Here is a 26,685-nt window from a genome sequence, read left to right as displayed (position 1 = left end):
TCCATTGACTCCAGAAGGTCACGACCAGCGACGGAAGATCAACGACGTGTTGACCCCGCCGAAGGCAAAGTTGTTGTTCATCACGTAATCGTTGTGCATCGTGCGCAACTCGCCGCGCAGGTAGTCCAACTCGCCGCAGCGCGGGTCGATGACGTCCAGGTTGAGGGTCGGCACGTAGCGGTTGCGGTTCATCATTTCGATGCAGAACCAGGATTCCAGCGCGCCACAGGCGCCAAGGGTGTGGCCCAAAAAGCTCTTCTGTGAACTGATCGGCATGCTCGGGCCGAACAGTGCGCTGGTGGCCAGGGTTTCGGCGATGTCGCCCTGTTCGGTGGCGGTGCCGTGACCGTTGACGTAACCGATGGCGCTGGCCTCGATACCTGCGTCTTCCAGCGCCAGCTCCATCGCCCGGCGCATGGTGCTGACTTCCGGGCGCGTGGTGTGTTGGCCATCGGCATTGCTACCAAAACCGACGATTTCAGCGTGAATGTGAGCGCCACGGGCCAGTGCGTGTTCCAGTTCTTCGAGCACCAGCATGCCGCCACCCTCACCGATCACCAGACCGTCGCGGCCGTTGTCGTACGGCCGTGGGCTGGTGTGAGGGGCGTCGTTTTTCAGGCTGGTGGCGTACAGCGCGTCAAATACCATGGCTTCGGTGGGGCACAACTCTTCGGCGCCACCGGCGAGCATCAGCGGTAAACGCCCGAACTTGATGGCTTCGTAGGCGTAGCCGATGCCCTGACTGCCGCTGGTGCAGGCACTGGAGGTGGGAATCAAACGCCCGGTGAGGCCAAAAAAGATGCTGATATTGGCCGCTGTGGTGTGCGGCATCATGCGCACGTAGCTGTTGGCGTTCAGGCCTTCGGCCACGGAGTTGAGCAACATGTTGCCGAAGGCTTTGATTTCGTCGGTGCTGCCGGTGGACGAGCCGCAGGCCACGCCCATGCGCCCGTCACGAATGATCGGGTTGCCCAGCAAGCCCGCATCTTGCAGCGCCTGCTCGGCCGCACCCACCGCCAACCGGGACACGCGGCCCATGCTGCGCAGTTGTTTGCGGGTCCAGTGTTTGGGCGCCGCAAAGTCATCAATCGGCCCGGCCAGGCGCGTGTTGAGTTCGGTGAAGCGGTCCCATTCATCCATGCGCCGGATGCCACTGCGCCCGGCCACAAAGCGGGCTTCAATACTGGCCCAGTCACTGCCCAGCGAGGTGATGCCGGCCATGCCGGTGACGACAACGCGTTTCATCAGCACAGGCCCCCGTTGACGGCCAGCACTTGGCGGGTGATGTAACCGGCTTCGGCCGACATCAAAAAGTTAACCGCGCCTGCGACTTCTTCCGGGGTGCCCATGCGTTGTGCCGGGATCATTTTCATCAGTTCTTCTACAGGGACGTTTTCATCGAGCATGGCGGTGTCGATCAACCCCGGCGCTACGCAGTTGACGGTGATCTTGCGCTTGCCCAGCTCGATGGCCAGCGCCTTGGCGGCGCCGATCAGCCCGGCTTTGGAGGCGCTGTAATTGACTTGCCCACGGTTGCCGATCAGGCCCGACACCGAGGTGATGCACACGATGCGTCCGGCCTTGCGGCGGCGGATCATGGGCATCATCACCGGGTGCAGCACGTTGTAAAAACCGTCGAGGTTGGTGCGCATCACCACGTCCCAGTCGTCTTCGCTGAGCGCGGGGAAGGCGCCGTCGCGGGTCAGGCCAGCGTTGAGGACGACGCCGTAATAAGCGCCATGCGCTTCGACGTCGGCCTCCAGAATGGCTTTGCATTCGGCGCGCTCTGACACGTCAAATTGCAGCACGCGTGCGCTACGACCCAAGGCGTGCACCTCGGCCATCACGGCGTCGGCCTCGCTGCGGCCGCTGCGGCAATGCAGCACCAGGTCAAAACCGGCCTGCGCCAGGCGCAAGGCGATGGCGCGACCGATGCCACGGCTGGAGCCGGTGACCAAAATAGACTCAGTCATGACGGGTCTCCTGAGATGCTTGAGCAAGGTAGTTATCGGCCTGAGGCGGACGGAACACGTTCAGGCGGGCGGTTGCATGGATATCGGGGCCGGTGAGGTGGCACTCGAACACGCCCATGCCGTTGTCGTCTTCCAGCGAGCGCAGCGCATGGATATGCAACTCGCAGCCCAGCGGGAAGTGGTCGACGTTGCATTCAAATTTGCGCGTGCCGAGCAAAAAGCCCAGCTCGACCGGATCGCCTTGCACGCGGGCGCGGCAACCGGCGTAGGCGGCCACGCTTTGTGCCATCAACTCGACGCCGACCCAGGCGGGCAGGCTGCCGTCTTCGCGGTTGAACAAGCCACCTGCGCGCACGGTAAGGCGGGTGTGGATCTGCTCTTGATCGAACGCCAGCACCTGATCGATCAGGATCATGTCGCCAGCGTGGGGCAGCAATTGGGCGAGAGGCCAATCAATCATGGGGCGTCTCCGATAATCAGGCTGACGTTGTTGCCGCCGAAGGCAAACGAATTGCTCATCAGGCAGCGCTGTGCGTTAGAAGCCAGCGTGCGGCCTGACGTCACCCAATCCAGCGCGGGCAGCGTCGGGTCGGGCTGGCCGTCCCACACATGCGGCGCGAGGGCGTTGGCGTGGGTCAGGCTCAGCCAGCAAAACGCGGCTTCAAGGGCACCGGCCGCGCCGAGGGTGTGGCCGGTCATGGGTTTGGTCGAGGAGCACGGCACGCCGTGCGGGAACACCTGCGCCACGGCGTGGCTTTCCATCGCATCGTTGTGATGGGTCGCGGTGCCGTGCAGGTTCAGGTAGCCGATGTCACCGGGTTGCAGGCCCGCACGGCTCAAGGCTTTGCGCATGGCTTGCGCCGCGCCGCGCCCGGACGGCTCCGGGGCTGAAATGTGGTGGGCATCTGAACTGGCGCCGGTGCCCAGCAGTGCGATGGCATGTGTAGCGGCCGGTTGTTTGCTCATCACAAACAGCACGGCCGCTTCGCCGATATTGATACCGCGCCGGTTGGCCGAGAACGGGTTGCAGCGCTCATCCGCCACCGCTTCCAGCGCGCTAAAACCGTTGAGGGTCAGCCTGCACAAACTGTCGACGCCACCGCACAGCACCACGTCGCACAGGTTCATGTCCAGTAAGCGCTGGGCGCTCATCAGGGCACGGGCGCTGGAGGTGCAGGCCGTGGAAATCACATAGGCGGGGCCGGTGATTTTCAGCCAGTCGGCGAGGAAGGTAGCCGGGGCGCTCAACTCTTGTTGCCGGTAGTCGTAATCGTCGGGGAAAAGCTGCGCCTGCAAGTAGTGGGCGATGCCGCGACTGGCCTCATCAATGCCCGAGGTGCTGGTGCCCAATACAATGGCTACACGCGCAGGGCCATAGGTGCTGATCGCCTGTTGGATTTGGCCGTGAATCTGCAACGCGGCGTCAAGCAACAGCTGGTTGTTACGGCTGCTTTGCTGGCGCAGCTCGGGCGGGATGACCGGTAACGCGTCGTGCACTGCGCCCACGGTGAGCGAGCGCGCTGGCACCCAGCCGTTTTCGCGCTGCATGCCGGTGCAATCACCGGCAAACAGGTTGCGCGCGACCTCGTCGGGGCCACGGCCCAGCGCACAGATCACGCCCACCGCATTCAGGTACGCAGTCATTGAGCCGCCTCGGCGTTAAGTGGGCTGATGTCGTAATACACATCGCCTTGGGTATCGATGCGAAACACCTGCGGCTGGTCGTACTGGATCTGCCAGCGCTGGCTGATCACGCGCACATTGGACACGGACTTGGCCTGTGGATAATTACGCTTCAACTCATGGGCCGGGGTCAGCGCAAACAGCAGTGCGGCGAACAACTCACGGGCCTCAGGGTTGGGCGGCAACAAGCCGTCGGCGTGCCAGCGGTTGTGCGTGAGCAACTGGCGCGCCAGCGGAATCCCCAGCGGGTCCATCAGTGACCAGCGCAGGCCACCGTCTTCCTGCTGAATGACCAGCAACCAGTCTTGGCGCTGATCGGCTTGCTGGCGCTGTACATGCAGTTGCATCGGCAGCGCGAGAGTCGGGGTCTGACGCGGCAACGGCTGAGTGCTGCAAGCGCTCAGGAGCAGCGCCACACACAACGCAGCGCAGAGCCTGTAGCGGCTGGCAACGGCGGCGATAAGCGCCGCAGGCCCTTTACACCGCAACGTTTGGCCGCCTGCGGGGCGTGTGTTTAGCATGTGGGTGTGCCTGGCAGGGGTTTGCGGGCCACGACGTTAACCAGCGTCTCCTCGCGCTGGCCCACCGGTTTGGGGCGGTGCAGGCCAAAGCGTTCCAACAGGCCGAAGTCTTTGGAACGGCTCCACCACAGGTACGGGTAGGACACGTTCTGCGCCTCAAACTCAAAGCCCTGATCGCGGATCATGTCGAGGTATTGCGCGGCGCTTTTCTGGACGTGCATCGGGTGGCGGAACAACCAGCGAATCACCCAGGTGTCGATGTAGGCTTCGGTGGACTCGGCAAACAGCAAGTAACCGCCCGGTTTGAGCACTCGGTAAAACTCGGCCAGCGCCCGATCCTGCTGCACCAGATGATGAAACGTCTGGTGGCAGAACAGGATGTCGACGCTGTCGTCAGGCAGGTCGAGTTCAGCGCAGTCGCTGCCGATCAATTCGATGTCGATGCCCTGACGCGCGGCTTCTGCACGGCTCATCTCAAGGCTCAGCGGGTCGGCATCGAGGCCGATCAAACGCTGCGGGGCGAAGGTTTTGTGCAGGTACTGGAACGATTTCCCCTGACCGCACCCAGCATCCAGGATCACCGGTGCGCAGGGCAGCGGGTCACTGAACAGGCCGTGCAGATCGTTGATCGCCACGCGCAATACGTGGTGCTGCCAAGTGTGGCTGCGCAAAAACCAAAAGCCGAAACGGGTTTCTTCAACATAGGTGTCGCTCAGAGGTTTCATGCAGGCTCCGTGGCGCAGATATCTGACAGCATGCGTAAACGGCGCTTGGGTTCGCTGACGAATGGGTTGCGTTCATCCCAGGCATAACCCGCCAGAATCGAGCTGATCATGCGGCGAATCTGGGGCGAGCTGCCGGGGTGGAAAATCACGTCTTGAAAGGTCCCGGCGTACCAGCCTTCGACGTAGCAGCGGAAGGTGTCGACCCCACGTTTGAGCGGGTCGGCAAACTCGGTTTGCCAATCGACGGCCTCGCCTTGCAACTGACGGTGCAGCACGCCTGCGGCCATGCTCGCCGAACGCATGGCAATGGTCACGCCCGAAGAAAACACCGGGTCGAGGAACTCAGCCGCGTTGCCCAGCAAGGCAAAACCCCGGCCGTGCAGGGTTTTGACATTGGCCGAGTAGCCGCCAATGGTGCGTGCCGGGGTGTCCCATACCGCGTTGGCCAGCACCCGTTGCAGGCTCGGGGTTTCGTCAATGAAGCTGCGCAGGCGCTCATCGAGGTTTTCGCTGCGCCCTGCAAAATGTTCCGCCGCCGCGACCACGCCCACCGAACAGCGGCCATTGCTGAACGGAATGCTCCAGAACCAAATGTCGCGGTGGCTTGGGTGAGTGGTGACGAGGATTTTGTTGCGCTCAAAACCTGGGCAATCAATGCGGTCTTCTACGTGGGTGAACACCGCTTGGCGCACCGGGAAGTTGGAGGGTGCTTCAAGGTCGAGCAAGCGTGGAAGCACGCGCCCATAACCACTGGCGTCGAGGATGAAGTCGGTTTCAACCGTGTAGCGGCTGCCGTCTTCGCGTTCGACCTGCAACTGCGGTTTGGCCCGTTCAATGTCGGTGGCGATGACGGTTTGGCCGTAACGGATTTCAACGCCTTGCAGCGCTGCCTGATCGGCCAGCAACTTGTCGAAGTCGCCCCGCTGTACCTGAAAGGTGGTGGGTTTGCCGTTGCTGAACGTGTCGCCAAAATCGAACGCGCTGTACTGCTCGCCCCAGGCGAATGCAGCACCGTTTTTGACCTGAAAACCGGCGGCTTGCACGGCCTCCAGCATGCCGGCTTCTTCGAGGAAATCGATGCAATGCGACAGCAGGCTTTCGCCAATCGAGAAACGCGGAAAGTGCTGGCGCTCGATGATCAACACATCGTGACCTTTGCGCTTGAGCAAGGCCGAGGCAATCGCACCAGACGGCCCGGCACCGATCACTACTACCTGACGACGTTCCATTTCTACTACTGACACAAGGGCTCCTTGCCGGGGACTACGGCAGACTTCAAAGGGGTTTTATTCATGCCCGCCAACGCCGGTAACAGCGTGGCGGCCAGGCCCATCAGCATCAGCGCGAAGTACAGCGCGGGGCTGATGAGCTGTTGTTGCAACAGCAGGTTGAGGAACACGATTTCACTCAACCCGCGAATATTCAGTAACAGGCTTTCACGCCAGCGGCTGGCACCGGCAAACGAGGGCGTGGCCCAGCTCAGGCCCAGCCAGTTGCCCAACACTTTGCTCAGCACCGGCAGTATCAACAGCGCGCACAGTTGCAGCGGGCTGATGGCGCTCAAGGCGCTGTGCACATTGATCTGCACAATGCCGAACGTGAGGATCAGCGGAATCGCTACAAAGGTTTGCAAACGCTCAAGCCAGACAGCCTTTAACGGCATCACCAGCGCCACCTTGAGCCACGCCATACACAGCAAATAACCCACGCCAAAAATCAGCGCATTAAGGCGGTAATGCTCGGCCACCACCAGCAAGGCAAAAAAGCTCAGGCTGTAACACAGCGGCTGGCGGATGCGCAGGGCGCGCAGCAACAACGGCAGCAAGGCTGCGGCGATGGGCAGCAACAGGCTGTTGAGGTCCAGGCTGCCCTGCGCCAGCCCGAACAGGCTCCAGCAGGTCAGGTCGATGAGGATTGCGCTTTGCACCAACCGCCGGGTGGCGGCGGGCGGGTAACCGATGTGGCGCAGGTACAGGTACAACACCGGAATGGCGGTGATGGCAAACACCAGCCCGACCGCCAGCGAACTCAGCCACGGCTGTGGCGGTAGCAACCACACGGCGCAAGCCAGCCCGCAGGCAAAGGGCACAAGAAAACTGGGCAGGGCGATTTTCACGCTTTGGCGGTCGAGTCGCAGGTCAATCACGTCACTCAAAATATGCCCCAGCAACAGCGCGAAGCTGAGGCTGTAGAGGCTTTTAAGCCACGTCGGCGAGACCAGTTGCGCGCCAGTCAGTTGCCAGTGCGGTTCGATCCACAGCAGCATCAACAGCGGCAAACCGATGGACGCCAGCAGTAACTGGCTGACAATCGGGATCAGCCCAAAATGGCGGCCCGCACGGGTCGCCAGCGCAAACAAGGCCAAGGCCAGCAGCCAGAACACAAGCGTCATCACGCGCGATGCTCCTGCTTGCCGGCCCACGGCGCGAGGATAAAGCTGAACGCCAGGCCCAGGCTCACCGACAGGCCGAAGTTGCTCACCGCAGGCGTGCTGGAGACGGCCAGCAAGCCGAACGACAACCACGTCGTCAGCGCCGCCAGCAGTGTGCCTAGCAGGCTGACGGCGGCGCCGCCTATTTGTTCACGCATCAAAATCGCGTAGTCGACGCTGATCGCCGTCACCAGCAGCAAGCCGAACAGGCTGAACAGTGTCAGTGGCTGACCCAGCCAACCGAGGCTGGCCAGGCTGCACAGCGCGGCCAGCAGCGGCAGGGCGACGATGCGCAGCGCACCGCCAAAGCCGAATGGGGCGATCAGCAACAGCACGATCAGGGCGCAGGACAACAGCTTCAATTCGGCGGCACTGATTTGTGTGGCGGCAAACACGTTGTTCAAGTCGCCCAAACGATCCACCAACTCGACGCCGGGTAAATCGTGCGCTTGCACCCGCAGCAGGCTGGCGTTGTTCAGCCCTTGCAAGCTGACCATCGCGGCCACGCCTTCGGTTTGTTTGCCCAGCCACAGCAGGCGCCACGGTTCAGCCAGCGGGCCGTTGAGTGCGTCGTCGATACCTTGCTCGGGCAAGGTTTGCAGTTGGCTCAACTCGTGTTGCAGCGCCGCTTGCGGCACGCCCAGCGCCAGGAGCGGCTGCCAGTGCTGGGGCAGGGCGTTGAGCGCAGCGCGCAATTGCTGTTGCTCGCGGGGCAGGCTGACCAACTGGTTCAGCGCCAGATAACCCTGCAATTTGCCCATGTTGATCAACTGATCCAGTCGCTCGCTGAGGGCGGTTTGGCGCTCCAGCAGTTGTTGTTCATTCTCGGCCCGCACCAGAAAAAACTGGCTGGTGGGCTGATACCCGGTGATGCGTGCAATCGCTTGCGCTTCAGCCATCAACTGCGGCGGCGCACCGACCCACTGGCGGATGTCGTTTTTACTGGTCAGTTGCCACAAGCCGGCGGCACAAAACGCCACCAGCAAGGCCAGCAGCGCGGGCGTCGGGACTTTACTCAGCAACGCGTCGCGCACGTTGAGCAAGCCTTGCGCGACCGTGAGTGGCCATTGCGCGGGGCGCAGTTCCACTGTGTTGAGTAACGCCGGCAGCAAACACACCGCACTCAGATAGGCGCCGATCAAGCCGGCGGCAGAGAAGATGGCGATTTGGGTCAACGCCGGAAACGGGGTAAAGGCCAATGCCAGATAGCCGATGCAACTGGTGGCCAGGCTCAGGCTCAGGCCGGGCAGGGTCAGGCGCAAGGCGGGCCAACTGCGCCAGGGTTTCAGGCTCCAGCTTTTGGACAGGTAATGCAGCGGGTAATCCACCGCCACGCCGATTAGGCTGGACCCCAGCACCAGCGTCATGACGTGCATGCTGCCGAAAAAGGCAACGCACGCGACGGCGCCGAACAGCATGCCCACCAACACCGGCACGAACGCCAACAGCACCCGCCAGCGGCGGAACGCCAGCAGCAGCAACAAGAGGATGCCAACGGTCGCGCCACCGCCGACCCAGGTGATTTCGCGGGTGGCTTGCTGCTGACCGCTGGCGGCGTAGAGCAAGCCACTGGCCGCCAGCAGCTCGACGTGTTGGCTGGCCACGTGCTCACGGCTGCGCTCCAGCAGCGCGGCGACGTGCAGTGGCAGGGTCATGTCAAACGCGTTGCCTTGGGTGCGGGCGCGCAGTAGCACCCAGCTTTTGCCATCGGCATCGGCGATCAGGGCGCCGCTGCCAATGTCCAGTTGCACCGCGCCCCGTTGCGGCTGGCTGTTCTGAATGCGCCCGGTGAGGCCCAACCAATCGTCCTGGCTGGGCACCAGGCTGAACCCGGTGAACGGGTCGAACAGCGCTTGCACCCGTTGCTCGATAAACGCCTGCGGGTGGTCGATCAGTTGTTCGCGGTCGGCACTGGACAACATCGCCAAACGCCCGCGCAGCAGTTGCTCGCGCAGCGCGGGAAGGTCGGCTTGCAGGTTCCATTGCACGCTTTCAAACAGACCGCTGGCCTGCCATTGCTCGCCCAATTGCTGCGCGGCGGCGACGGCCTGTTGCCGATCCGTGCTGCCCACCAGTACCAGCATTTCGCGGTTCAGTGGTTCTTGCATGCGCTGTTCGGCGCGCAGTTGCAGCGCGTCGGGCGCGTCGCCGGGCACCAGCTCCATCAAGTTGGCCGACAGCGGTGCGCCGTGACGCCACTGCCACCCGGCGAGCGCGAGCACGACCAGCAGCAAGATCACAAACCCTCGGGGCAGCCAATATTCACTGCGCAAAGTCGAGTTGCTCCGCGTCGCTCAACGGCTGGTTGCTGACGTTGTTTTGCATCTTTAGCAGCGTGCTGTCGCCTTGGGTTTCTTGCAGCTCGATGCGCTGCACCAGTTCGCCGCCGTCGATGTTGATCTGCTTGAACACTTGCTTGAGCAGCAGCGAGCGCGGGGTCAGGGTCAGCGTCCAGTGCGCGGATTCGCCTTGCAGTTGCAGGTCGAAATCGCGTTGCAAACCGCTGCTGTCACCTTGCAGCACGGCGAGGAACAAACGGTTTTGTTCAGCGCCTGCGCTTTTGCCTGGGAGCATTTGCCACGCGCTGGCGTTACGCCGTGCGATGCCAAGGGCTGTGATGCGGTAATCCTGTTGCAGCGGGGTTTTCAACTGCCAGAGCAGGCCGTGATCTTTGGCCAGTACAAACGTGCCGGTGCTGGTCAGGGGCTTGGGCAGGGCGCGCAGGTGTTTTTCTTGAATGAAGTCGCCGTGGATCACGTGGGGTTTGGCCAGTTGCTCGCTCAGTTGTTGCAGGTCGAAGGCGTGGGCCAGCGGTGAAAAGGCCAATAAAGCGGCGAACACCCTGCAGATTCGGGAGCGTTTTTTGCCCTCATCCCAAGCCTGCGGGAGAGGGGTGGGATGCGGGGCTTTTGCCGTTAAACAGACACTCATGACAACACCCGCTCAACTGCATCGATAAAGCACTGGGGCGACGCCAGTTGCATTTCACGGCTGGCAATCTCAACCGCCACTTGCACGCTACAAGCCCGGGTCAAACGCTCGCCGCTGGCCAGATCGGTGATCAGGTAGCTGATCTTCAAACGGTTCTCCCATTCCACCAGGTTGGCCCGCACGTTGATGCGCTGACCAAACGTGGCGCCGCGCACGTAACGCAGTTGCAGGTCGATCACCGGCCACGCATAGCCCGCTTGGAGCATCTGCGTGTAGTTGTGGCCCACATGGTCGAGCAGCGCACACCGCGCCACTTCGAGGTATTTGACGTAATGCCCGTGCCACACCACGTGCATGGTGTCGATGTCGAAAAACGGCACCAACACTTCGGTATCAACGTGCAACACGCCTTTGCTACGCATGCAGCCTCCAGTGTTGTTGGGCAATACGGCTCAGGCACAGGCGCAGTTCAGCTTCGAGGGCGCGGTCTTCAATCACCGGTGCAAAGTCTTTGGCCAGCTCGGCGTGCATCACCGCCAGAGCGGGCGGCAGTGCACGGGCGTCTTCGGCGCGGCTGCGCAGCCACACGCCCTGATTGGCCGCGAGCAAGGCCGCGGCGGCCACTTGTTCGGTCAGTTCCAGTACGCGGATCGCATCGCGGGCGGCGATGGTGCCCATGCTGACTTTGTCCTGGTTATGGCATTCGGTAGAGCGCGAGAACACGCTGGCCGGCATGGTATTTTTCAGCGCTTCGGCGGTCCAGGCGCTGGTGCCGATTTGCACCGCTTTGAAACCGTGGTTGAGCATGGCGCGCTCGGCCGTTGCGCCCGACAGGTTGCTCGGCAAACCGTGGTTGTAACGCACGTCCACCAGCAGCGCGAGTTGACGGTCCAGCAGGTCGGCGACGTTGGCCACCAAGGTTTTGAGGCTGTCCATGGCAAAGGCGATGTGCCCGCCGTAGAAGTGCCCACCGTGCAGCACGCGTTCTTCTTCGGCGTCGATGATGGGGTTGTCGTTGGCACTGTTGAGTTCGGTTTCGATGAACCCGCGCAGCCAGCCCAGGCTGTCGGCCAGCACGCCGAGCACATGCGGGGCGCAACGCAGTGAGTAACGGTCTTGCAGGCGATGCAGCGGCGCGGTCGGGGCGTCGATGGCCAGGTCTTGGCGCAGCCATGCGGCCACTTGCATTTGCCCAGGATGCGGCTTGGCGGCGAACAGGCGTTCGTCGAAGTGTTCCGGGTTGCCTTGCAGCGCCACCACGTTGAGCGCGGTGATGCGCGTGGCGAGTTTGAGCAGGTAATCGGCGCGTGCGTAAGCCAGGCAGGCAAGGCCGGTCATGACCGCGGTGCCGTTCATCAGCGCCAACGCTTCTTTGGGGCGCAGCACCAGCGGGGTCCAGCCCAGCTCGCGGTGTACGTCAGCCGAGAAGCGGCGCTCGCCGTTGAACAGCACTTCGCGCTCGCCGGACAAGGTCGCGGCCACGTACGACAGCGGCGTCAGGTCGCCGCTGGCGCCCACCGAGCCTTCTTCGGGGATTAGCGGCAGGATGTCGTGGGCGATGAAGGCGTGCAGACGCTCCAGCAGCTCGATGCGCACCCCGGACACGCCGTGGCACAACGACTGCAAGCGCGCGGCCAGCACGGCGCGGGTGGCTTGAGCGTCGAGCAGTTTGCCCAGCCCGCAGCCGTGGAAGGTGTAGAGGTGGCGCGGCAACGCTTCGACATGCTCCAATGGCACCGCCACCACGCACGAATCGCCGTAACCGGTGGTGACGCCGTAGATCACGCCTTCTTTGTCGAGCAACGAATCCAGAAAACGTGCGCCTTTGGCGATGCGTTCACGGTATTGGGCGTCGGCTTGCAGTTGGGTCGGCACCTGACGATTGGCCAGGGCCAGCACGTCTTCAATGCGCAAAGGGGTTTGGCCGAAGGTTACTGGCTCATGCGGATGCGTCGTCATCGGTCTTCCAGAATGGGTAAAAGTTAAACCATTGGTGCGGCGCCTGAAGGCAGTAATGCCCCAGGCGCTCTGCGTAGCGGGTGGTCCAGTCGGCAATCACCTGTTCGCGGTCGCTGCGCCGCCACTGCACGGCCTCGGCGAACGGTTCGAGGATCACCTGATAGCGGCCTTGGTGTTTGAGGCAAAACATCAGATTGACCGGGCATTTGAGCAATCCGGCCAGCAACCACGGGCCTTGAGGGAAGGCCGCCGTGTGGCCGAGGAAATCCACCTGCACATTACGCCCGCCATGCAGCGGCACGCGGTCACCGGCAATCGCCAGCCATTCGCCGTTTTCCAGACGCTGGCTCAATTGCAGCATCACCGCAGGGTTGAGTTCGCTGACCTGAATCAGGCGCAGGTTGCTGGCGCCCGCCTCGCCCAGCAGGCGATTGAACTGTTCGGCGTGCTTGGTGTGCACCAGCACGTTCATGGTGACTTGCTCACCCAGCTCGGCGAGGGCGCGGCACACTTCAAGGTTGCCCAAATGTGCGCCCACCAGCAGTTGCCCGCGCTCGCCACGCAATTGGTCGCGCAGGCGAGCGGGGTCGACGATTTCGATGTCTTCAATCTTCAAGCGCCCGTTCCACACGTCGAGCTTGTCGAGCAGGGCGTCGGCAAAGGCCATGAACTGTCGGAACACACGGCGGCGTGTGGGGCGCAGCGCGCTTTGTCCGCTCCAGTCGGCCAAGCGTTGCTGGTACTGCCAAATGCTGCGCCGCGCGCGGGTGCCGAACAAAAAGAAGTACAACACGATGGCGTACAGCACCGGTGCGAGGACGCGGCGGCCGAGGAGTTTGACGCCAAAGGCGGTGAGCTTCATCAGCCGGAAACTGCCGCGCTCCTTGTGGTCAGCCCAATGCTGTTGAGGGTCGCTCATGCTTTACAGCGTCTCCAGAGAATGCTCGGCAAGCGCAGCAACATGCCGAAAAAGAGCTTGGTGTGCATGCTGGAAATCAGCGCGTTGTCGTGGAACAGGCGAAAGTGCGACAGGCCGTCTTGCGGGTAATGCACCTGGGTTGGCAGCCAGCGCATGGGTTGGTTGCGCCAGGACAGACGCACGAGGATTTCGGGGTCGAAGTCCATGCGTTTACCCAGCTTGACCGAGTTGATCAGGGCCAGCGTCGGCACCAGCGGGTACACCCGAAAACCGCACATCGAATCGGGAATCTGCAACGACAGGCTGTTGATCCACACCCAGACGTGGGTCAGGTAGCGCGCATACAAACGGCCTTTGGGCACGCTGGCGTCGTACTGTGGGTAACCGCAGATCAGCGCGTCGGGGTTGTGTTGCGAAACTTGCAGGAAGGTGGCGACGTCGCGCAGGTCGTGCTGGCCGTCGGCGTCCACTTGCAGGGCATGGGTGAACCCCAGCCGCGCCGCCTCACGCAAACCGGCCATCACCGCGCCGCCCTTGCCCTCATTGACCGCCAGGCGGATCAGGAAGACGTGTTCACGCAGCGACAGCTGTTGGAGCACATCGCGGCAGGCCGGGCTGCTGGCGTCATCGACCAGCACGCAAGGCAACCGGGCTGCGAGCAGGGCGTCGACCACCGCAGGTACGGCGGTTTCATGGTTGTAAACCGGGATCACGGCGCAAGGGTTATGCATGGTCAGTCACCTCCAGGCACAAGGTTGCGCTTGGCCCCCGCACGCCGGCTGCGGCAGCGGCGACAGAGAGCGTTACGTCACATAACTTATCCACAGGCCGCCTCCAGCAGAATGCGACCGCTGGCGCACGGCGCTGTGGCGTTGCGGTAGGCGAAGTGCAATTTGCCGCGCTCACGGTCAAAACGCAGGGTTAATTCAATGGCGTCGCCGGGGCGCACCAATTGCTGAAACTTGAGCACTTCCATCCCGGCAAAGCGCGGCGGCAGGTCGAGGAGTTGCTGGCCCAAGGCCAACGCCCAATCCACTTGCACCACGCCCGGCAGTACCGGGGTTTTGGGAAAGTGACCGCTGAAAAACGCCAGGTCTGGCGGGATCGACAGGTTAAGCGTCCATTGCCCGTCGGTCTCGGTTTGGCTCAGCACTTGCGGCAGTTTCGGGCGTGGCGCCAACAGGAGTGCCTCCACCTGTGCCTGAGGCAATTTGCCCTGGCTGGTGAGCGGCAATTGGCGCAGCAACCGCCAGCGGCGTGGCAAGGCCAGTGCTTCGCAGTGTTGGCTCAGGTGCTGGCGCAGACTGTGGGTCAGGGCACGGCGGCCGTGTTCGCGCAGGGCATACAGACCGCTGTCGCTGAGCACCAGCAGGGCGCCCAGCGAGGCGCGGTTTTCATGGATCACGCCCAAGCGGGCTTCGGCCACCCAGTCGTGGTTGACCAGCGCCTGCTCCAGCATCGGCAGGGAGATACGTTTTTCTTCGAGTTTGACGATACGATCCAGCCGCCCCAGCAACTCAAATCGTCCGTCAGCTTCGATGCGTGCGGCGTCGGCAGTGTGTTCGAGGTGGCCGTGGGGCAAGTACGCCGAGGCGATGAGCAGGGCGCCTTCTTCATTCTGGCTCAGTTGCACATCGGCAAATGGCTGCCACAGGCCGGGGCCTTGGCGCCAGGCGATGCCACCGGTTTCGGAGCTGCCGAGGATTTCGGTGGGCCACTGCCCCAAGCGTTCATGCAGGCTCTGCGCGGCCTCGTCAGGCAAAGCGCCGCCCGAGGAAAACACTCGGCGCACCTGGCTCAACGCGAGCCAGTCGAGGTTGTCACTGGTGCGCTTGAGCAGTGCCGGGCTGGCAACCCATGCGAACGATGCGTGCTCGCGGCTGGCGCGCTGCATGTCTTCAGGGAACGCCAGTTGCTTGCGCACAAAGCGCCGGCCTGCACACAACGGCCACAACACGCGGAACAGCAACCCATAAATGTGCTGCGCCGCCACGCTGGCGATGATGCACGCCTCGCCCAGCTCGGCGCCCCACAAGTGCTCCAGAGCCTGAACTTCGTTGGCGATCTGGCGCAGGCTTTTGTCGATGCGTTTGGGCTCGCCGCTGGAGCCGGAGGTGCACAGGCTGAGCTGGCAGGCGTCCAGATCCAGTTGCGCGGCCGCCAGCGGCTCGGCGTATAACGCCTCAAGCTCGCTGCCTTGAGTTATCCACAGGTCAACCTGCGAATCCCAACGCTGACGGGTTTGTGCTTGCAGGTCGGCAGGCAACAACACGCTGACCCCGGCGCGCCAGGCGCCAAGCAAAGCGACGGCCAACTCGGCGGCGTCTTCAAGGTGTACGGCAATGCGCTGCACGTTGCGCTGTTGCAAGCCGCCAGCCAGACGCAATGCGTGCTCACACAGGGTGGCGTGGTCCAGCGTCGGGTCAACCGTGACCGCTCGCCCGGCGTGCCCCTTGAGCAACAACTGCTCAAGCTTTATCCAATTCATGCCCGGCCTCTTACCTGTTGTCGTATCAGCCACTCAATGGCAAACAGCAGCCCCATCAGCCCGTAGGCGATCAGGCCGTTGTACAACGTCCACCAGCTTAACGGCGCCCACAGCGTCAAACCGGCTGCGACTAACCCGTTGAGCAGAAAAAACAGGCACCAGACCTTGGTCACCTGTCGCGTGTAATGAATCGCAATGTCGGGCAGTACCGGCTCGCGCAGGCGCGCCAGACGCTCGATCATCGGTGGCCCGAACTTCAGGCTCAAACCGAACAGGCTGAGCATGAAACCGCTGATCAGCACCGGGTACCAGCGCAGTAGCGCGGGGCTGTTGAACAGCGCCAGCAGTGCGCAAAACGCCAGTGCCACAACGGCCATCCACAGGCTGCCAGGGCGCCGCTGGCCGGTCAGCGCGCGGGCCAGCCACAGGCCGCCGAGCAGCAGTGCAAACTGCCACGGGGCGAAATGGGCCATGCCGAAATACACCGCGAAGGGGTACAGCAGACCGGCCAGCAACAGGCCAAGGCCAATCAGGCGACTCATGCGTCAGCGTGAACCAGACGGTAAACCGCCTCGACCACGTCATTGACGGTGCGTACCGATTTAAACTCCTCGGCCGCGATTTTTTTGCCGGTTTTACGCTTGATGTGGTCAATCAGGTCGACGGCGTCGATGCTGTCGATTTCAAGGTCCTGGTACAGGTTGGCGTCCAGGGTCACGCGCTCGGGTTCAAGCTCAAAGAGTTCGACCAACGCGTCGCGCAGGGTGTTGAAAATGTCGTCACGGGTTTGCATGGTTCGGTCTCAGGCTGCCTGTTTGGCCGTGACAAAAGCCGCAAGGCTGGCCACGTTGGAAAAGTGATTGCGGGTGTCTTTGGCGTCGGCGTCGATTTTGATGCCGTAGGTTTTTTGAATCGCCAGGCCCAGTTCGAGTGCGTCGACCGAATCCAGTCCCAGGCCTTCGCCAAACAGGGTTTGCTCGTCGCCGATGTCGTCGGTGCTGATGTCTTCGAGGCCCAGGGCGTCGATGATCAGTTGTTTAATGTGGGTGTTCAGATCGCTCATCTGTGGCGAGCTCCTTAATAAAGTAGTCATGCACGAAGTCATTGAGCAGGCGCGAGGCTTTAGGTGGCGGGCCCAGCGCAGTAAAGGTGTGTGGGTCTATATCGGCCCCCACGCGAAAACTGAAGTGCACGCGCCGATCGGGTATGCGGTACCAGGGTTCGGCTTTGGTCAGCGTGGTGGGGCTGACTTTGATAATCACCGGGGTAAGGAGCTTGGCACCTCGCAACGCAATGGAGGCTGCGCCACGATGAAAGGCGGGCGATTGCCCCGGCTGCGTGCGTGTACCCTCCGGGAAAATAATCAGCGTCTGGCCTTCTTGCAGTGCCCGGGCGGCGTTGTCGAGCATGTCGACGCTGCCATCATTGCTGATGTACTGGGTGGCGCGCACGGGGCTTCGAGTAAACGGATTTTGCCAAAGGCTTTGTTTGACCACGCAATTGGCGTTTCTCACCAGGCCAATCAAAAAAACCACGTCGATCAGCGACGGGTGGTTAGCGATGATCATTTGCCCTGGTCGGCCAAGCCGCTCGGCGCCTTGCACGTCATAGGTGAGCACGCCCATACGGGCCATCGTGCGGATAAAGAGCCAGAACAACCGGCTGACCGTTGCGCGGGCGCGTTCGCGACGACGAACGGTATTGCCCGGCAGGCAGCTCAACACCGGAAAGATGATTAAACGCAGGCCCAGGCAGCCCAGCCCGAACAGGCCGAAACTGATCGCCGTCGCGATCAGGCGCCAGTACCACGCGTGCTGTCGCGTACTCACAGGTTGCGTTGCCAGTTCCATACACGGGTTTTCCAGGCGTGTTGGAATGAAACCTGCCCATCGAGCAGTTGGCGCAGCAGGTTCAGGGCGTGCGGCCACGGCGCTTTTTCGGCGTCGGCCGGGCCGTTGGTCAGCGTGACCTGCCACTGTGAACCCGGTGTCAGCAAAAGGCCCACGGCATAGGGGAAGGGCACGTCGTCGATCCAGCACGCGTAAGCTTCAGGGGGCTGTTCTTCGGTAATAACCAGCAATACGGCTGGCGCGCCTTCATTGAGCAGCGCGCAGGCTTCAATCAGGCCGTGTTCCAACCCGTCACCGGCGGCGGCCAGTGCTGTCATTTCGCAGGTTTCGCCGCGCAGGATCGACCACAGGCCAATCACCGCGTTATGCACCGACAGGCTGAATTGAGTGGGCGACAGCGGTTGTTCGGCAGCCAGGTCGCTGAGGATGTCGAAGGTGCGTGGGGTTTCGCCGTGGCGCGAGGCAAACACCAGCGGCAGCGCCTGATGGCCTTCAGCCAATGGCCAGCCCACGCTGAACGCCATACGTGCCAGGCGGCTGAGGCGACGCCGTTGCATGGCGGGTAAAAACGAGACGTCGGGGGCTGCACCGCTGGCGGCAAATACGCCGGGTTGCTGGCTCCAGGCCTGCCAATCGGCCACGCTGTCGAGGCCCGGTGCCCAGGCTCGCCACGCGGCGATATTGAAATTGATCACTGGAGAATCATCCCGCCTTTGCAGGCTTCCTTGATGCGAAAGTGGGCATCGACCGACGCCACACCTGTAACAGAGTGGCGGCATTATCCCGGTGCAGTTGGCTGGTAGCAAATATTGCTTACAGATTTAGTATGGTTTTTTCACGATCTATAAAAAAGCCGCTGTCTTTTTGCCAGTATTGGTCTATGGGTAGGTCAGATTCGTTGAAGGAATAAGAGATATTCGTCGGCCCTCTAAGATAAGCGGCGCAGAGCTGTAGTTGATTTCGCCGCGAGGTAGCGAAGCCGCGCCAAGGGCATCTACACTCGGGCATTCATTGATACACGGAGGTCATGAAATGCGTCGCGTGGTGTTCAATCAAAAAGGCGGTGTGGGCAAGTCCAGCATCGCGTGCAACCTGGCTGCGGTCAGCGCCAGCGAGGGTTACAGAACCTTGTTGGTCGATCTCGACGCTCAGGCCAACTCCACTCAATACCTCACCGGGTTGACCGGTGACGATATCCCGATGGGGATTGCCGAGTTCTTTAAACAGAGCCTGTCAGCCGGAGTGGGGGGCAAGAAAAATCGGGTTGATATTTACGAAACGCCCTTCGAGAATTTACACGTCATCACCGCCACTGCGGAGTTGGCAGACCTCCAGCCCAAGCTTGAGTCCAAGCACAAGATCAACAAGCTGCGTAAGTTGCTCGATGAGTTGGCTGAAGATTACGACCGCATTTACATCGACACCCCGCCAGCGCTGAACTTTTATGCCGTGTCGGCGCTGATTGCCAGCGATCGTGTATTGATCCCCTTCGATTGCGACAGCTTCTCGCGTCAGGCGTTGTACGGCCTGCTGGCCGAAATCGAAGAGCTCAAAGAAGACCACAACGACGCGCTGCAAGTCGAAGGCATCGTGGTTAACCAGTTTCAGGCCCGAGCCAGTTTGCCGCAGCAAATGCTCGACGAGCTGATTGCCGAAGGCTTACCGGTGCTGCCGGTGTACCTCAGCAGCTCGGTGCGCATGCGCGAATCGCACCAGGCCAGCCAACCGTTAGTGCATTACGACCCCAAGCACAAACTCACCCGGCAATTCATTGAACTGCACGACTACTTGGATCAGAACGCTTAAGCGCTAATGCCGTGGCTGCGCAGCCATGCCTTGAGCTGTGGCAACGGGAAGGCGCCGCTTTGGCGAGCTACTTCCCGTCCATTTTTGAACAGGATCAGGCTGGGGATCGAACGAATGCCCAGTTGCCCGGCCAATTGCTGATTGGCTTCACTGTCGAGCTTGGCCAAACGGCACTTACCAACCAGTTCGCTCGCCGCCTGCTCAAACACCGGCGCGAATGACTTGCACGGCCCGCACCACTGCGCCCACACATCCAGCAACAGCGGCAGATCGCCCTTGATCTGGTTGGTGTAGTCAATTTGTTTCAAATCGAATGGCTTGCCCAGCAACACTTCGTTTTTGCAGCGACCGCATTTAGGGTGCTCGCCCACACGTGCTGCGGGGATGCGGTTCAGGCCATTGCAGTGAGGGCAGGGGATCAGTAGCGGTTCGGTCATGGGGCACTCCGTAAAAATAGGCTTTGTCAGTTTTTGTGGTCGCTGCTCGTCAGTGGCCACAGGTCAGTGGCGTGCAAGTTCAGCAGATGAATGCTCAAACTGCCACTGCTCTGTGAAGGGGGTGAGCTGTCAGTTGCAGGGCATTTATCGGGAGAGAAAAGATTTATCTCTTGAATTGAAAGAGTTCTCTCGCGTGAAGTTTTGGGTTGATCTGATATTGGCGTCAAATTCAACGCTCTATTCTGCTGGCTTTTAGAGGGGGACGCCGTCATCGGTTGTTGGCTGATGGCTTTGAGCAGGTTGTTTTTTGCTCACTATTTTTGACGTTAAATAATCCGAGAGTCCCTGTCGCCCAGTAACAGGGGGCTGGCTGTTGTCACGGATGAATCGTCGCGCAGGGGGAATAATGAATGACGTAAGTTATATGGCATCGGTGTATACGTACGCAGAATTTCAATGTGGCCACTGCAATACTTCTCTATCTCTAACGGTCGAAGAGGTATCAACGTTGACGGGCGGTGATGCAATGGGTTGTACCTGTTGTCAGTCAATTGTTGAAGTGGGTACGGCGGGTCAAGCCGCCTTAACCAAGATAGATTAGTACTTGGTTCAATCAGGTAAGTTATTGCTGATCTTCAGTGTCATCTAGTTTCCTGCCTACTTAATTATCAGTTTCTTTTACAGCACGTTGATATCGGGAGGCATGGCCGTACTGGGGCTTTTAATTGCGATGGCCTCCCGGAGTCTGCTTGCAGGCGCTGGTTTCAAACCATCCGGTGCTGCTGCGTTTAAAAGGCGTGGTGGTGAGCGACCGTTGGAAAAGGCGCCAATGATGGCGTCAGGTAAGCAAGTGGAAACACTGGGGCGTATCGGTGTCTTCAATCGCACACTCAACCCGCTGCGACGAGTCAACCCGAACATTATTTGCAACATTTATTTTTTGCGTCATCTGGATGCGTTGCTGGAGAGTGCCTACCACCAAGAGGGCTTGAGCGAATAGCGCACGTTCAGTTGTTCGCACGTCTGGCCATTAGCATCCACCCCGACATCCATCAACATCCGCCGTTGCTGTCGTGCCTGAACGATGTACGCGCGTGTCACGGCACTTGCATCAGTGCCTGCCTGAATGTGAATAGCGATGAGCTGCAAGCCTGGGTACGCACAGATGTTCTCCGCTTTCAAGGAAACCCGATGAGCCAATGTGACCCCTCAAAAATCTGTTCGGTCTGCGATCAGAACGGCTTGGCGCTTTTACCGTTGCGTTATGCCGTCGCCCAGCCAGCCATCCTTGGCGCCCCCGCCATCCAGGCGCCGTTTGGCGATGGCCTTGAGCAGGTGCCGCTGCCTGAAAGCACCGGGCTCTATACCTTGCGCCAACTGCGCGGCGGTTATCTGTATGTATTCAATGAAGTGCGTGGGGACTGGAAAGCGTATGTCGTGACGGCGGATGCCTATTTGCTTGAATACGACATCCATAACAAGACGCCGCCCAACCTTGAAGGCGCCAAGCCTTGTAGTCGCATGGCGCAGTCCGCCTCGTCACGTTGCGTGATGATCCCTGATGCCGACCGCGCCGGTCGGATCTGGCTGGGTTTCAGCGATGTCGCCTGGACGGCCAATGTGCTTGAACGCAATCGCCAGCAGGCTTATCGCGATCAGCACATGCGCTGTATCGACATGGGCGCTTGGGCTAAAGGTCATGGCCAGGCAACGCAACCGCATTTACAGGCGATGAGCAAGGCGCCAGAGCATGTCGCTGAATACTCGCCGGTGGACGCTGCCAACGCAGCAAACGCCCACCTCGCGTATCAACACTCGCCGCAAGCATTCACCCCGGCCCATGGGGCGTTCGACGCCTTTTTGCACAGCGCGAAAAAGTCCGGCAAAGGACTGGCCCCCGCCATGGTTGCCTTGCAAGACCCGGTCGGGATCACGCTGGAAATCAACAGCCTGATCCTTGGCGAGGTCGAGAAATTCGAGTCGGATGAAGACCGGGACTGGAAAAAAACCACCTCTATGGCGATAGCCGGTCTGCGCCAGATGATGGAAGAAGACGCCGTTGCCCAGGCCTTGTTTGCGCACCAGAACGAGCGCTACGCCACCCTGGACGGCATACCGTTGTACCCCGAGTGGAACGAGGAGATGCGCGAGCGCAACGAGTTGATGTTTTCATCGTTGCCCGTGGCACAGGAACAAAAAGCGCGCGCCGACGCCTGGGCACGTTATGTCGACAACTACAGCGAATCCGAGCGTCTCGCGTTTGAGCAACAGCTGGAAGCCGACCTTGCCCGCTTTATGCAGGTTGTCGTAACGCCACTGGTCAAAAGTTTTATCGGTTGGTACTGGAGTGATCGGTTCCGCCAGGCGATGGTGTGCAACCACGACCCCAAAGAGTGGGACAGCGGCCAGTGCTACACCGCCATCGTGGGCGCCTGCTTGAGCGGTTTGACGGGCCATCAGTTAATCATCGACCTGCTGCTGCAAGACCTGCGCGGACACTACAACGACCTCAACAACATCACCCTGCGTGCGCTGGTGCTCAATGACGAGCAAGCCGCCCGTCATCTGGAAGAATCGGCCACTGCCGAGTTGGCACTGGGTAACCCGTTTGCCTGGCGCAACGTACTCAACGCCTTCGATCACGTGCTGGAGAAATACGGCGAAGGTCCATTCAAAAACGGACGGACCCGGGCCGCAGGGTTGGCGCACCAGCTCTCCGGAGCGATTGTGAGCAGCCTGGGCAACCCTCTGAAAAGCGCAAGTGCCAAGGTTCTGGACTTGAGCATCCGGTACCGGATGATGGGCTTGCTGGGCGCCTTGTCCGGCAAGCAAATCCTTAGCCTGAGCACTCAAGCCTCCGAAGCGCAGATGGCCCACATCATCAGCGAAAAGGTCGCCTTGCTACAGCCGGATGTCGACCGGGGCAGGCTGCGCAAACGCATCACCCAAGAGCTGGAACGGCTGGCCAAAGAGCCGGGCGTGCGCGCCTCCAGTGGGGAAAAAAATGCACGGCGCAAAAAAGTCTTCACCTGGAGCCTGATGCTCGACCAGAGCGCCATCAACCACCTGGGTCTGGATGAACACGGTCGGATCAAAGGCGACGCCAGCCTGCTGGTCAGCCACGACAAACTGCGCCGGGTGATCTCCGATCAAGCCACGCAATGGCCGCGGGCGGCGCAACTGGATGTGGGTGTGGGCGTTGTGGGTAGCATTCTGGATGGCTGGAACGCCGTCATGGCGGCTCGGCAAGTGGATGAACAGGGCTGGACAGCCAAGTCCGGGGTGAACATGGTTGCGGCGGTGTCGAGTTTAGCGGGGGCGGGGGCGGATATTGTGCATCGGGTGTGGAGTAAATATCCGGTGGAGCAGATGCGGTTGGGGCGGGGGATTAGGCGGATGCTTGAAAAGCGTGGTGTGACATTGGGAAAACTTGCATTTATAGGCAAGTTGTTAGGTGCTCTTGGTGGGATGTTGACTGCGGTGGTCGATTTTATAAGTGCGTTAGAAGCGAAAGATGAAGGTGATTTCCCTGTGTTTATTGTGCGCGCATCTGTGGCTGTTTTAGGCGGGCTGGCCGCATTGGCTATGTTGTTGGGTTTTATGACCGCAGGTATTGGGTTTGTCGTTTTTCTAGTGCTTGGCGGGTTGTCGTTACTAGGCGAATGGATCATTAATCGAGTGCGCGATAATAAGATAGAAGTTTGGTTGGGGAAAACTGCCTTTGGCACAGAGCAGTCCGAGCGGTTCATATCGCTTTCCGCCCAGAATGAAGCGTGGGAAAAGCTGTTAGGTAAAAAAGTCGGGGGAATCCAATGAGCGAGTACTCCCGCATATTTGATGGATGGCTGACACGTTACAAAGTCAATCGCCCATTAAATAAATATGAGCTTTCCAATCGTCTAAAAGTGCTTGATGCTATCAAGCTGCCTCCAGCGGACAAGGGTGCAGTTAAGTTGAATGGCGTTTTCATAGAATATGTTGATCGTTACTTTGTTTGGCGTGGCTGGGCAGCAGCAGGTGGAGTTGTTTTGGGTGGGGTTTTTTTATATATGACTTCACGGCTTGCGCTTAGTATATATACTCCACCTATTAATGAGTCGGTGGCGCCACTTAAATTTGTGGTGGCAAGCTGGATTTTCACTATGATTTTCGGCTTAATGTGTTCCGGGGTTTTTTTTTGCCTTGGAAGAAAAGATTTCTTTTGCTATACCCATTATCCAATCCGTTTCAATCGAAAAACGCGCAAGGTTTATATCTTTCAACATAACGGCCCTGGTGGAGTCATAGATATTGACTGGGAAAAAGTCTTACTGGATTGTTGGAAAAATACGTGATGGATGGCACTCAAGCTACGACCTGCGCTGCCATATTCTGGACAATGACGGCCTCATTCGGCACACATTCTCCGTCGGCGGGGAAAGTTCATACCGAGCTGAAATCTTGCAGCACTGGGAAATGATCCGTCGTTACATGGAAGAATCGCCCGCCGCTTTACCGTTTCCACCGTTGCATTTGTATACCTGCACCGAACCGACCCTGTGGAATTGCTTTCTTATCCAGGTAGGCGCCGTCAGTGGCTTCAATGGCCTTAAATCCTTGCCGTACCTGGTATTTGGCAGCATATGGGCTTTTTTCCGCTGGATATCACAAAAGACCTGCCGCACTCCTCGCTGGCCTGCTGAGGTTGAGGCAGTTTGCCAGATTGCAGAAGACGATCCCTACCGTCTGCCCGAACCGCGCCAGACAGCGGAGCGCGACGGATTGACCGAAGAGGAATTTCTCCAAGAGATTGATTACATAAGGTCGGCCAAAGAAGCGGCCTTGGCTTACGAACAGGCAAATCCTGTTCCGTCGGGGCCGTGACTTCGGTGAGTTGTCTGAGACATTACGCTTCTCGTCCATCGTGCCAATCGCACGGAGGTATCGTGGGCGCCTGCTTGAGCGGTTTGACGGGCCATCAGTTAATCATCGACCTGCTGCTGCAAGACCTGCGCGGACACTACAACGACCTCAACAACATCACCCTGCGTGCGCGGGTGCTCAATGACGAGCAAGCCGCCCGTCATCTGGAAGAGTCGGCCACTGCCGAGTTGGCACTGAGTAACCCGTTTGCCTGGCGCAACGTACTAAGGCGACGCCAGCTTGCTGGTCAGCCACGCAATGGCCGCGGGCGGCGCAACTGGATGTGGGTGTGGGCGTTGTGGGTAGCATTCTGGATGGCTGGAACGCCGTCATGGCGGCTCGGCAAGTGGATGAACAGGGCTGGAAGCAGGCGCTTTGGTCGGGCGGTTGGGCACGGTTCTTATTGGGGCATGCGTTATTTTTGTGCATTCGGCCGCACAGCCTTTTAGTGGCGGCCGGAAAAACCAATCTTCACAAATCAGGTCTTCCTTAAAAAGCTCAAGTTCGCTGAGCAATGCTGATCCATTGCCGCCCACTCTCCCCTCACGACGAACAGCTGATCTCCAGGTGCTTGCCCCATTCCGGTGGTCGTTCGGCATAGCCCTCCATGCCCGGTTGCTCGGTGAAGGGCCGAGTCAGGACGCTGTGTAAACGGCGTACTTCGCTGTAGTCCCCGGCTTCGGCCGCATCGATGGCTTTTTGTGCAAGATAGTTGCGCAGGATGTACAGCGGGTTCACGGCATGCATGCGCTCACGACGCACCTGTGGGTCAATGACCCCTTCGCTTGCTACCCGCGCTACATACTGTGCGGCCCATTCATCAAAGCCTTTGAGGTCGACAAAGTCTTCGCGCAGGCGCGCCACGGCCTGTTCGGGCGGTAACTCGCCTAACTGACGGAAGAACAAGGTGTAGTCGATGGCGCTGCCCTGCATGCGTTGCAGCAGGTCTTCGATCAGTTTTTGATCCGTGTCTTGTGCCGTGCTCAGGCCAAGGCGGCGGCGCATCAGGTCGAGGTAGTGCGCCTGATACAGCGGCAAGAACAGGCCAAGGGTTTCACGCAGGGCCTCAACACTGATGAAGGGCGTCAGTGCTTGCGCCAGTGCGCTGAGGTTCCATTGACCGATGGGGACCTGGTTGCTGAAGGAATAGCGCCCTTGGTGGTCTGAATGGTTGCAGATGAACTGCGCATCGAAGTCGTCGAGGAAGGCAAAGGGACCGAAGTCAAAAGTGATGCCCAGTATCGACATGTTGTCGGTGTTCATCACGCCATGACAAAAGCCGTAAGCCTGCCATTTGGCGATCAGTTCGGCGTTGCGCTCCACGATTTCGCGGAACATCGCCAAGTACGGTTCTGGCTGTTCCAGGCATGCGGGAAAGTGCAGGGCCAGCACGTGTTCGCCCAACTGCTTTTGCTGTTCGGGTTGCTGGGTGTAGTAGAAGTACTCGAAATGCCCGAAGCGGATATGGCTGGGCGCTAAGCGCAGCACCATTGCGCCGCGTTCTTGTTTTTCACGCCATACCGGGGTGTCGGAGCCGATCACACAGGCGGCGCGGCTGCTGGGGATGCCCAGTGCGTGCAGGGCTTCAGAGGCCAGAAACTCGCGGATTGAGGAGCGCAATACTGCACGGCCGTCGCCCATGCGTGAGTAGGGCGTCATGCCCGCGCCTTTGAGGTGCAAGTCCCAATGCTCACCGGCGTCGTTGCACACCTCGCCCAGTAGCAAGCCGCGGCCATCGCCCAGGCGCGGGTTGTAGGAGCCGAACTGGTGGCCGGAATACACCATGGCACGCGGTTCGGCGTCGGCCCACAAGGTGTGGCCGCCAAACAGTTGGGCAAAGACCGGATCGTGGGCCATGGATGGGTCAAGGTCGAGTAAAGCCATCGCTGCTTCGCTGGCCACTACCAGCCGTGGTGCGTCGAGAGGTTCGGGCAATACGTGGGTCGAAAACGCGTCGCCCAAACGAGCGAAGCGGTTATCGAATGTCAGATCGTCGAGGGCTTTCAATGGCCGTCTCCCACATAAATTTAAGGTGCAGCCAGAGGTGTAATGACTGCCGC

Annotated in this window: 28 protein-coding genes; 6 read left to right on the top strand and 22 right to left on the bottom strand. The window is 60.3% G+C overall.

Annotation, left to right across the window (positions count from 1 at the left end):
* Positions 1–18: 18 nt before the first annotated feature.
* The 20 genes from TU86_RS12050 to TU86_RS11955 form a co-directional block, all read right to left on the bottom strand.
* Complete coding sequence (locus TU86_RS12050; RefSeq protein WP_048364536.1) at positions 19–1,245, bottom strand: beta-ketoacyl-ACP synthase; 1,227 nt, start codon at positions 1,243–1,245, stop codon at positions 19–21.
* Positions 1,245–1,973, bottom strand: a complete 729-nt coding sequence (fabG, locus tag TU86_RS12045) for a 3-oxoacyl-ACP reductase FabG (protein WP_048364535.1) — start codon at positions 1,971–1,973, stop codon at positions 1,245–1,247. The genes TU86_RS12050 and fabG overlap by 1 nt, the downstream gene beginning before the upstream one ends.
* Positions 1,966–2,433, bottom strand: coding sequence for a hotdog family protein (locus tag TU86_RS12040; protein ID WP_048364534.1), 468 nt, complete (start codon positions 2,431–2,433; stop codon positions 1,966–1,968). The genes fabG and TU86_RS12040 overlap by 8 nt, the downstream gene beginning before the upstream one ends.
* On the bottom strand, positions 2,430–3,617 hold the full coding sequence (locus TU86_RS12035; RefSeq protein ID WP_048364533.1) for a beta-ketoacyl-[acyl-carrier-protein] synthase family protein: 1,188 nt from the start codon (positions 3,615–3,617) through the stop codon (positions 2,430–2,432). The genes TU86_RS12040 and TU86_RS12035 overlap by 4 nt, the downstream gene beginning before the upstream one ends.
* Positions 3,614–4,177: a DUF3261 domain-containing protein gene (locus tag TU86_RS12030; RefSeq protein WP_162207804.1), complete on the bottom strand. Its 564-nt coding sequence runs from the start codon at positions 4,175–4,177 to the stop codon at positions 3,614–3,616. The genes TU86_RS12035 and TU86_RS12030 overlap by 4 nt, the downstream gene beginning before the upstream one ends.
* Positions 4,171–4,902, bottom strand: coding sequence for a class I SAM-dependent methyltransferase (locus TU86_RS12025; protein ID WP_048364532.1), 732 nt, complete (start codon positions 4,900–4,902; stop codon positions 4,171–4,173). The genes TU86_RS12030 and TU86_RS12025 overlap by 7 nt, the downstream gene beginning before the upstream one ends.
* Positions 4,899–6,146 (bottom strand): NAD(P)/FAD-dependent oxidoreductase, encoded by a 1,248-nt coding sequence (locus TU86_RS12020; protein WP_082152883.1) that lies wholly within the window; start codon positions 6,144–6,146, stop codon positions 4,899–4,901. Before TU86_RS12020 ends, TU86_RS12025 begins: the two co-directional genes overlap by 4 nt.
* Positions 6,137–7,297, bottom strand: a complete 1,161-nt coding sequence (locus TU86_RS12015; RefSeq protein ID WP_048364530.1) for a cation:proton antiporter — start codon at positions 7,295–7,297, stop codon at positions 6,137–6,139. The genes TU86_RS12020 and TU86_RS12015 overlap by 10 nt, the downstream gene beginning before the upstream one ends.
* Positions 7,294–9,606, bottom strand: a complete 2,313-nt coding sequence (locus tag TU86_RS12010; protein ID WP_048364529.1) for an MMPL family transporter — start codon at positions 9,604–9,606, stop codon at positions 7,294–7,296. Before TU86_RS12010 ends, TU86_RS12015 begins: the two co-directional genes overlap by 4 nt.
* Entirely contained in the window at positions 9,596–10,264 is a 669-nt protein-coding gene (locus TU86_RS12005) for an outer membrane lipoprotein carrier protein LolA (RefSeq protein WP_239658784.1), read from the bottom strand. The genes TU86_RS12010 and TU86_RS12005 overlap by 11 nt, the downstream gene beginning before the upstream one ends.
* Positions 10,261–10,686, bottom strand: a complete 426-nt coding sequence (locus tag TU86_RS12000) for an acyl-CoA thioesterase (protein ID WP_048364528.1) — start codon at positions 10,684–10,686, stop codon at positions 10,261–10,263. Before TU86_RS12000 ends, TU86_RS12005 begins: the two co-directional genes overlap by 4 nt.
* Positions 10,679–12,223 carry an HAL/PAL/TAL family ammonia-lyase gene (locus TU86_RS11995; protein ID WP_048364527.1) on the bottom strand — a complete coding sequence of 515 codons (1,545 nt, stop codon included), beginning with the start codon at positions 12,221–12,223 and terminating at the stop codon, positions 10,679–10,681. The genes TU86_RS12000 and TU86_RS11995 overlap by 8 nt, the downstream gene beginning before the upstream one ends.
* A complete protein-coding gene (locus TU86_RS11990) occupies positions 12,204–13,142 on the bottom strand; it encodes an LpxL/LpxP family acyltransferase (protein WP_048364526.1) in 939 nt (312 codons plus the stop codon). Before TU86_RS11990 ends, TU86_RS11995 begins: the two co-directional genes overlap by 20 nt.
* The gene (locus TU86_RS11985) at positions 13,139–13,873 is read right to left on the bottom strand and encodes a glycosyltransferase family 2 protein (RefSeq protein ID WP_048364525.1); all 735 of its coding nucleotides are present in this window, start codon (positions 13,871–13,873) and stop codon (positions 13,139–13,141) included. Before TU86_RS11985 ends, TU86_RS11990 begins: the two co-directional genes overlap by 4 nt.
* An 86-nt stretch (positions 13,874–13,959) precedes the next feature.
* Positions 13,960–15,630: an acyl-CoA synthetase family protein gene (locus TU86_RS11980; RefSeq protein ID WP_048364524.1), complete on the bottom strand. Its 1,671-nt coding sequence runs from the start codon at positions 15,628–15,630 to the stop codon at positions 13,960–13,962.
* Positions 15,627–16,172, bottom strand: a complete 546-nt coding sequence (locus TU86_RS11975; protein ID WP_048364523.1) for a COG4648 family protein — start codon at positions 16,170–16,172, stop codon at positions 15,627–15,629. The genes TU86_RS11980 and TU86_RS11975 overlap by 4 nt, the downstream gene beginning before the upstream one ends.
* The gene (locus tag TU86_RS11970; protein ID WP_048364522.1) at positions 16,169–16,423 is read right to left on the bottom strand and encodes an acyl carrier protein; all 255 of its coding nucleotides are present in this window, start codon (positions 16,421–16,423) and stop codon (positions 16,169–16,171) included. Before TU86_RS11970 ends, TU86_RS11975 begins: the two co-directional genes overlap by 4 nt.
* A gap of 9 nt (positions 16,424–16,432) precedes the next feature.
* Complete coding sequence (locus TU86_RS11965; protein ID WP_048364521.1) at positions 16,433–16,693, bottom strand: phosphopantetheine-binding protein; 261 nt, start codon at positions 16,691–16,693, stop codon at positions 16,433–16,435.
* The gene (locus tag TU86_RS11960; RefSeq protein ID WP_048364520.1) at positions 16,668–17,480 is read right to left on the bottom strand and encodes a lysophospholipid acyltransferase family protein; all 813 of its coding nucleotides are present in this window, start codon (positions 17,478–17,480) and stop codon (positions 16,668–16,670) included. Before TU86_RS11960 ends, TU86_RS11965 begins: the two co-directional genes overlap by 26 nt.
* Complete coding sequence (locus TU86_RS11955; RefSeq protein WP_048364519.1) at positions 17,456–18,175, bottom strand: beta-ketoacyl synthase chain length factor; 720 nt, start codon at positions 18,173–18,175, stop codon at positions 17,456–17,458. The genes TU86_RS11960 and TU86_RS11955 overlap by 25 nt, the downstream gene beginning before the upstream one ends.
* 337 nt (positions 18,176–18,512) lie before the next feature.
* On the opposite strand from TU86_RS11955, the gene TU86_RS11950 reads away from it, so the two are divergent.
* A complete protein-coding gene (locus TU86_RS11950) occupies positions 18,513–19,286 on the top strand; it encodes a ParA family protein (RefSeq protein WP_048364518.1) in 774 nt (257 codons plus the stop codon).
* Here TU86_RS11950 and trxC read toward each other — a convergent pair.
* Positions 19,283–19,723: a thioredoxin TrxC gene (gene trxC / locus TU86_RS11945; RefSeq protein ID WP_048364517.1), complete on the bottom strand. Its 441-nt coding sequence runs from the start codon at positions 19,721–19,723 to the stop codon at positions 19,283–19,285. The genes TU86_RS11950 and trxC overlap by 4 nt on opposite strands.
* 832 nt (positions 19,724–20,555) lie before the next feature.
* Between trxC and TU86_RS22890 the strand changes: the two genes are divergently transcribed.
* From TU86_RS22890 to TU86_RS11930, 5 genes are all read left to right on the top strand, one after another.
* Positions 20,556–20,723 carry a hypothetical protein gene (locus tag TU86_RS22890; RefSeq protein WP_157395900.1) on the top strand — a complete coding sequence of 56 codons (168 nt, stop codon included), beginning with the start codon at positions 20,556–20,558 and terminating at the stop codon, positions 20,721–20,723.
* 191 nt (positions 20,724–20,914) lie between these two features.
* Entirely contained in the window at positions 20,915–23,539 is a 2,625-nt protein-coding gene (locus TU86_RS11940; protein ID WP_048364516.1) for a T6SS effector BTH_I2691 family protein, read from the top strand.
* Positions 23,536–24,057, top strand: coding sequence for a DUF6708 domain-containing protein (locus TU86_RS22885; protein WP_157395899.1), 522 nt, complete (start codon positions 23,536–23,538; stop codon positions 24,055–24,057). Before TU86_RS11940 ends, TU86_RS22885 begins: the two co-directional genes overlap by 4 nt.
* Complete coding sequence (locus tag TU86_RS11935) at positions 24,014–24,586, top strand: DUF6708 domain-containing protein (protein WP_157395898.1); 573 nt, start codon at positions 24,014–24,016, stop codon at positions 24,584–24,586. Before TU86_RS22885 ends, TU86_RS11935 begins: the two co-directional genes overlap by 44 nt.
* Positions 24,587–24,648: 62 nt before the next feature.
* Entirely contained in the window at positions 24,649–25,074 is a 426-nt protein-coding gene (locus TU86_RS11930) for a hypothetical protein (RefSeq protein WP_048364514.1), read from the top strand.
* A gap of 94 nt (positions 25,075–25,168) precedes the next feature.
* Here the strand turns inward: TU86_RS11930 and selO are convergent, their stop codons facing one another.
* Complete coding sequence (gene selO, locus TU86_RS11925; protein ID WP_048364513.1) at positions 25,169–26,632, bottom strand: protein adenylyltransferase SelO; 1,464 nt, start codon at positions 26,630–26,632, stop codon at positions 25,169–25,171.
* Positions 26,633–26,685: the final 53 nt, after the last annotated feature.

Source organism: Pseudomonas weihenstephanensis, assembly GCF_001043055.1.
In the GTDB taxonomy this organism is placed as follows: Bacteria; Pseudomonadota; Gammaproteobacteria; order Pseudomonadales; family Pseudomonadaceae; genus Aquipseudomonas; species Aquipseudomonas weihenstephanensis.
The sequence above is the reverse complement of the archived record's forward strand: the minus strand, read 5'-3'. Positions and strand labels throughout refer to the sequence as shown.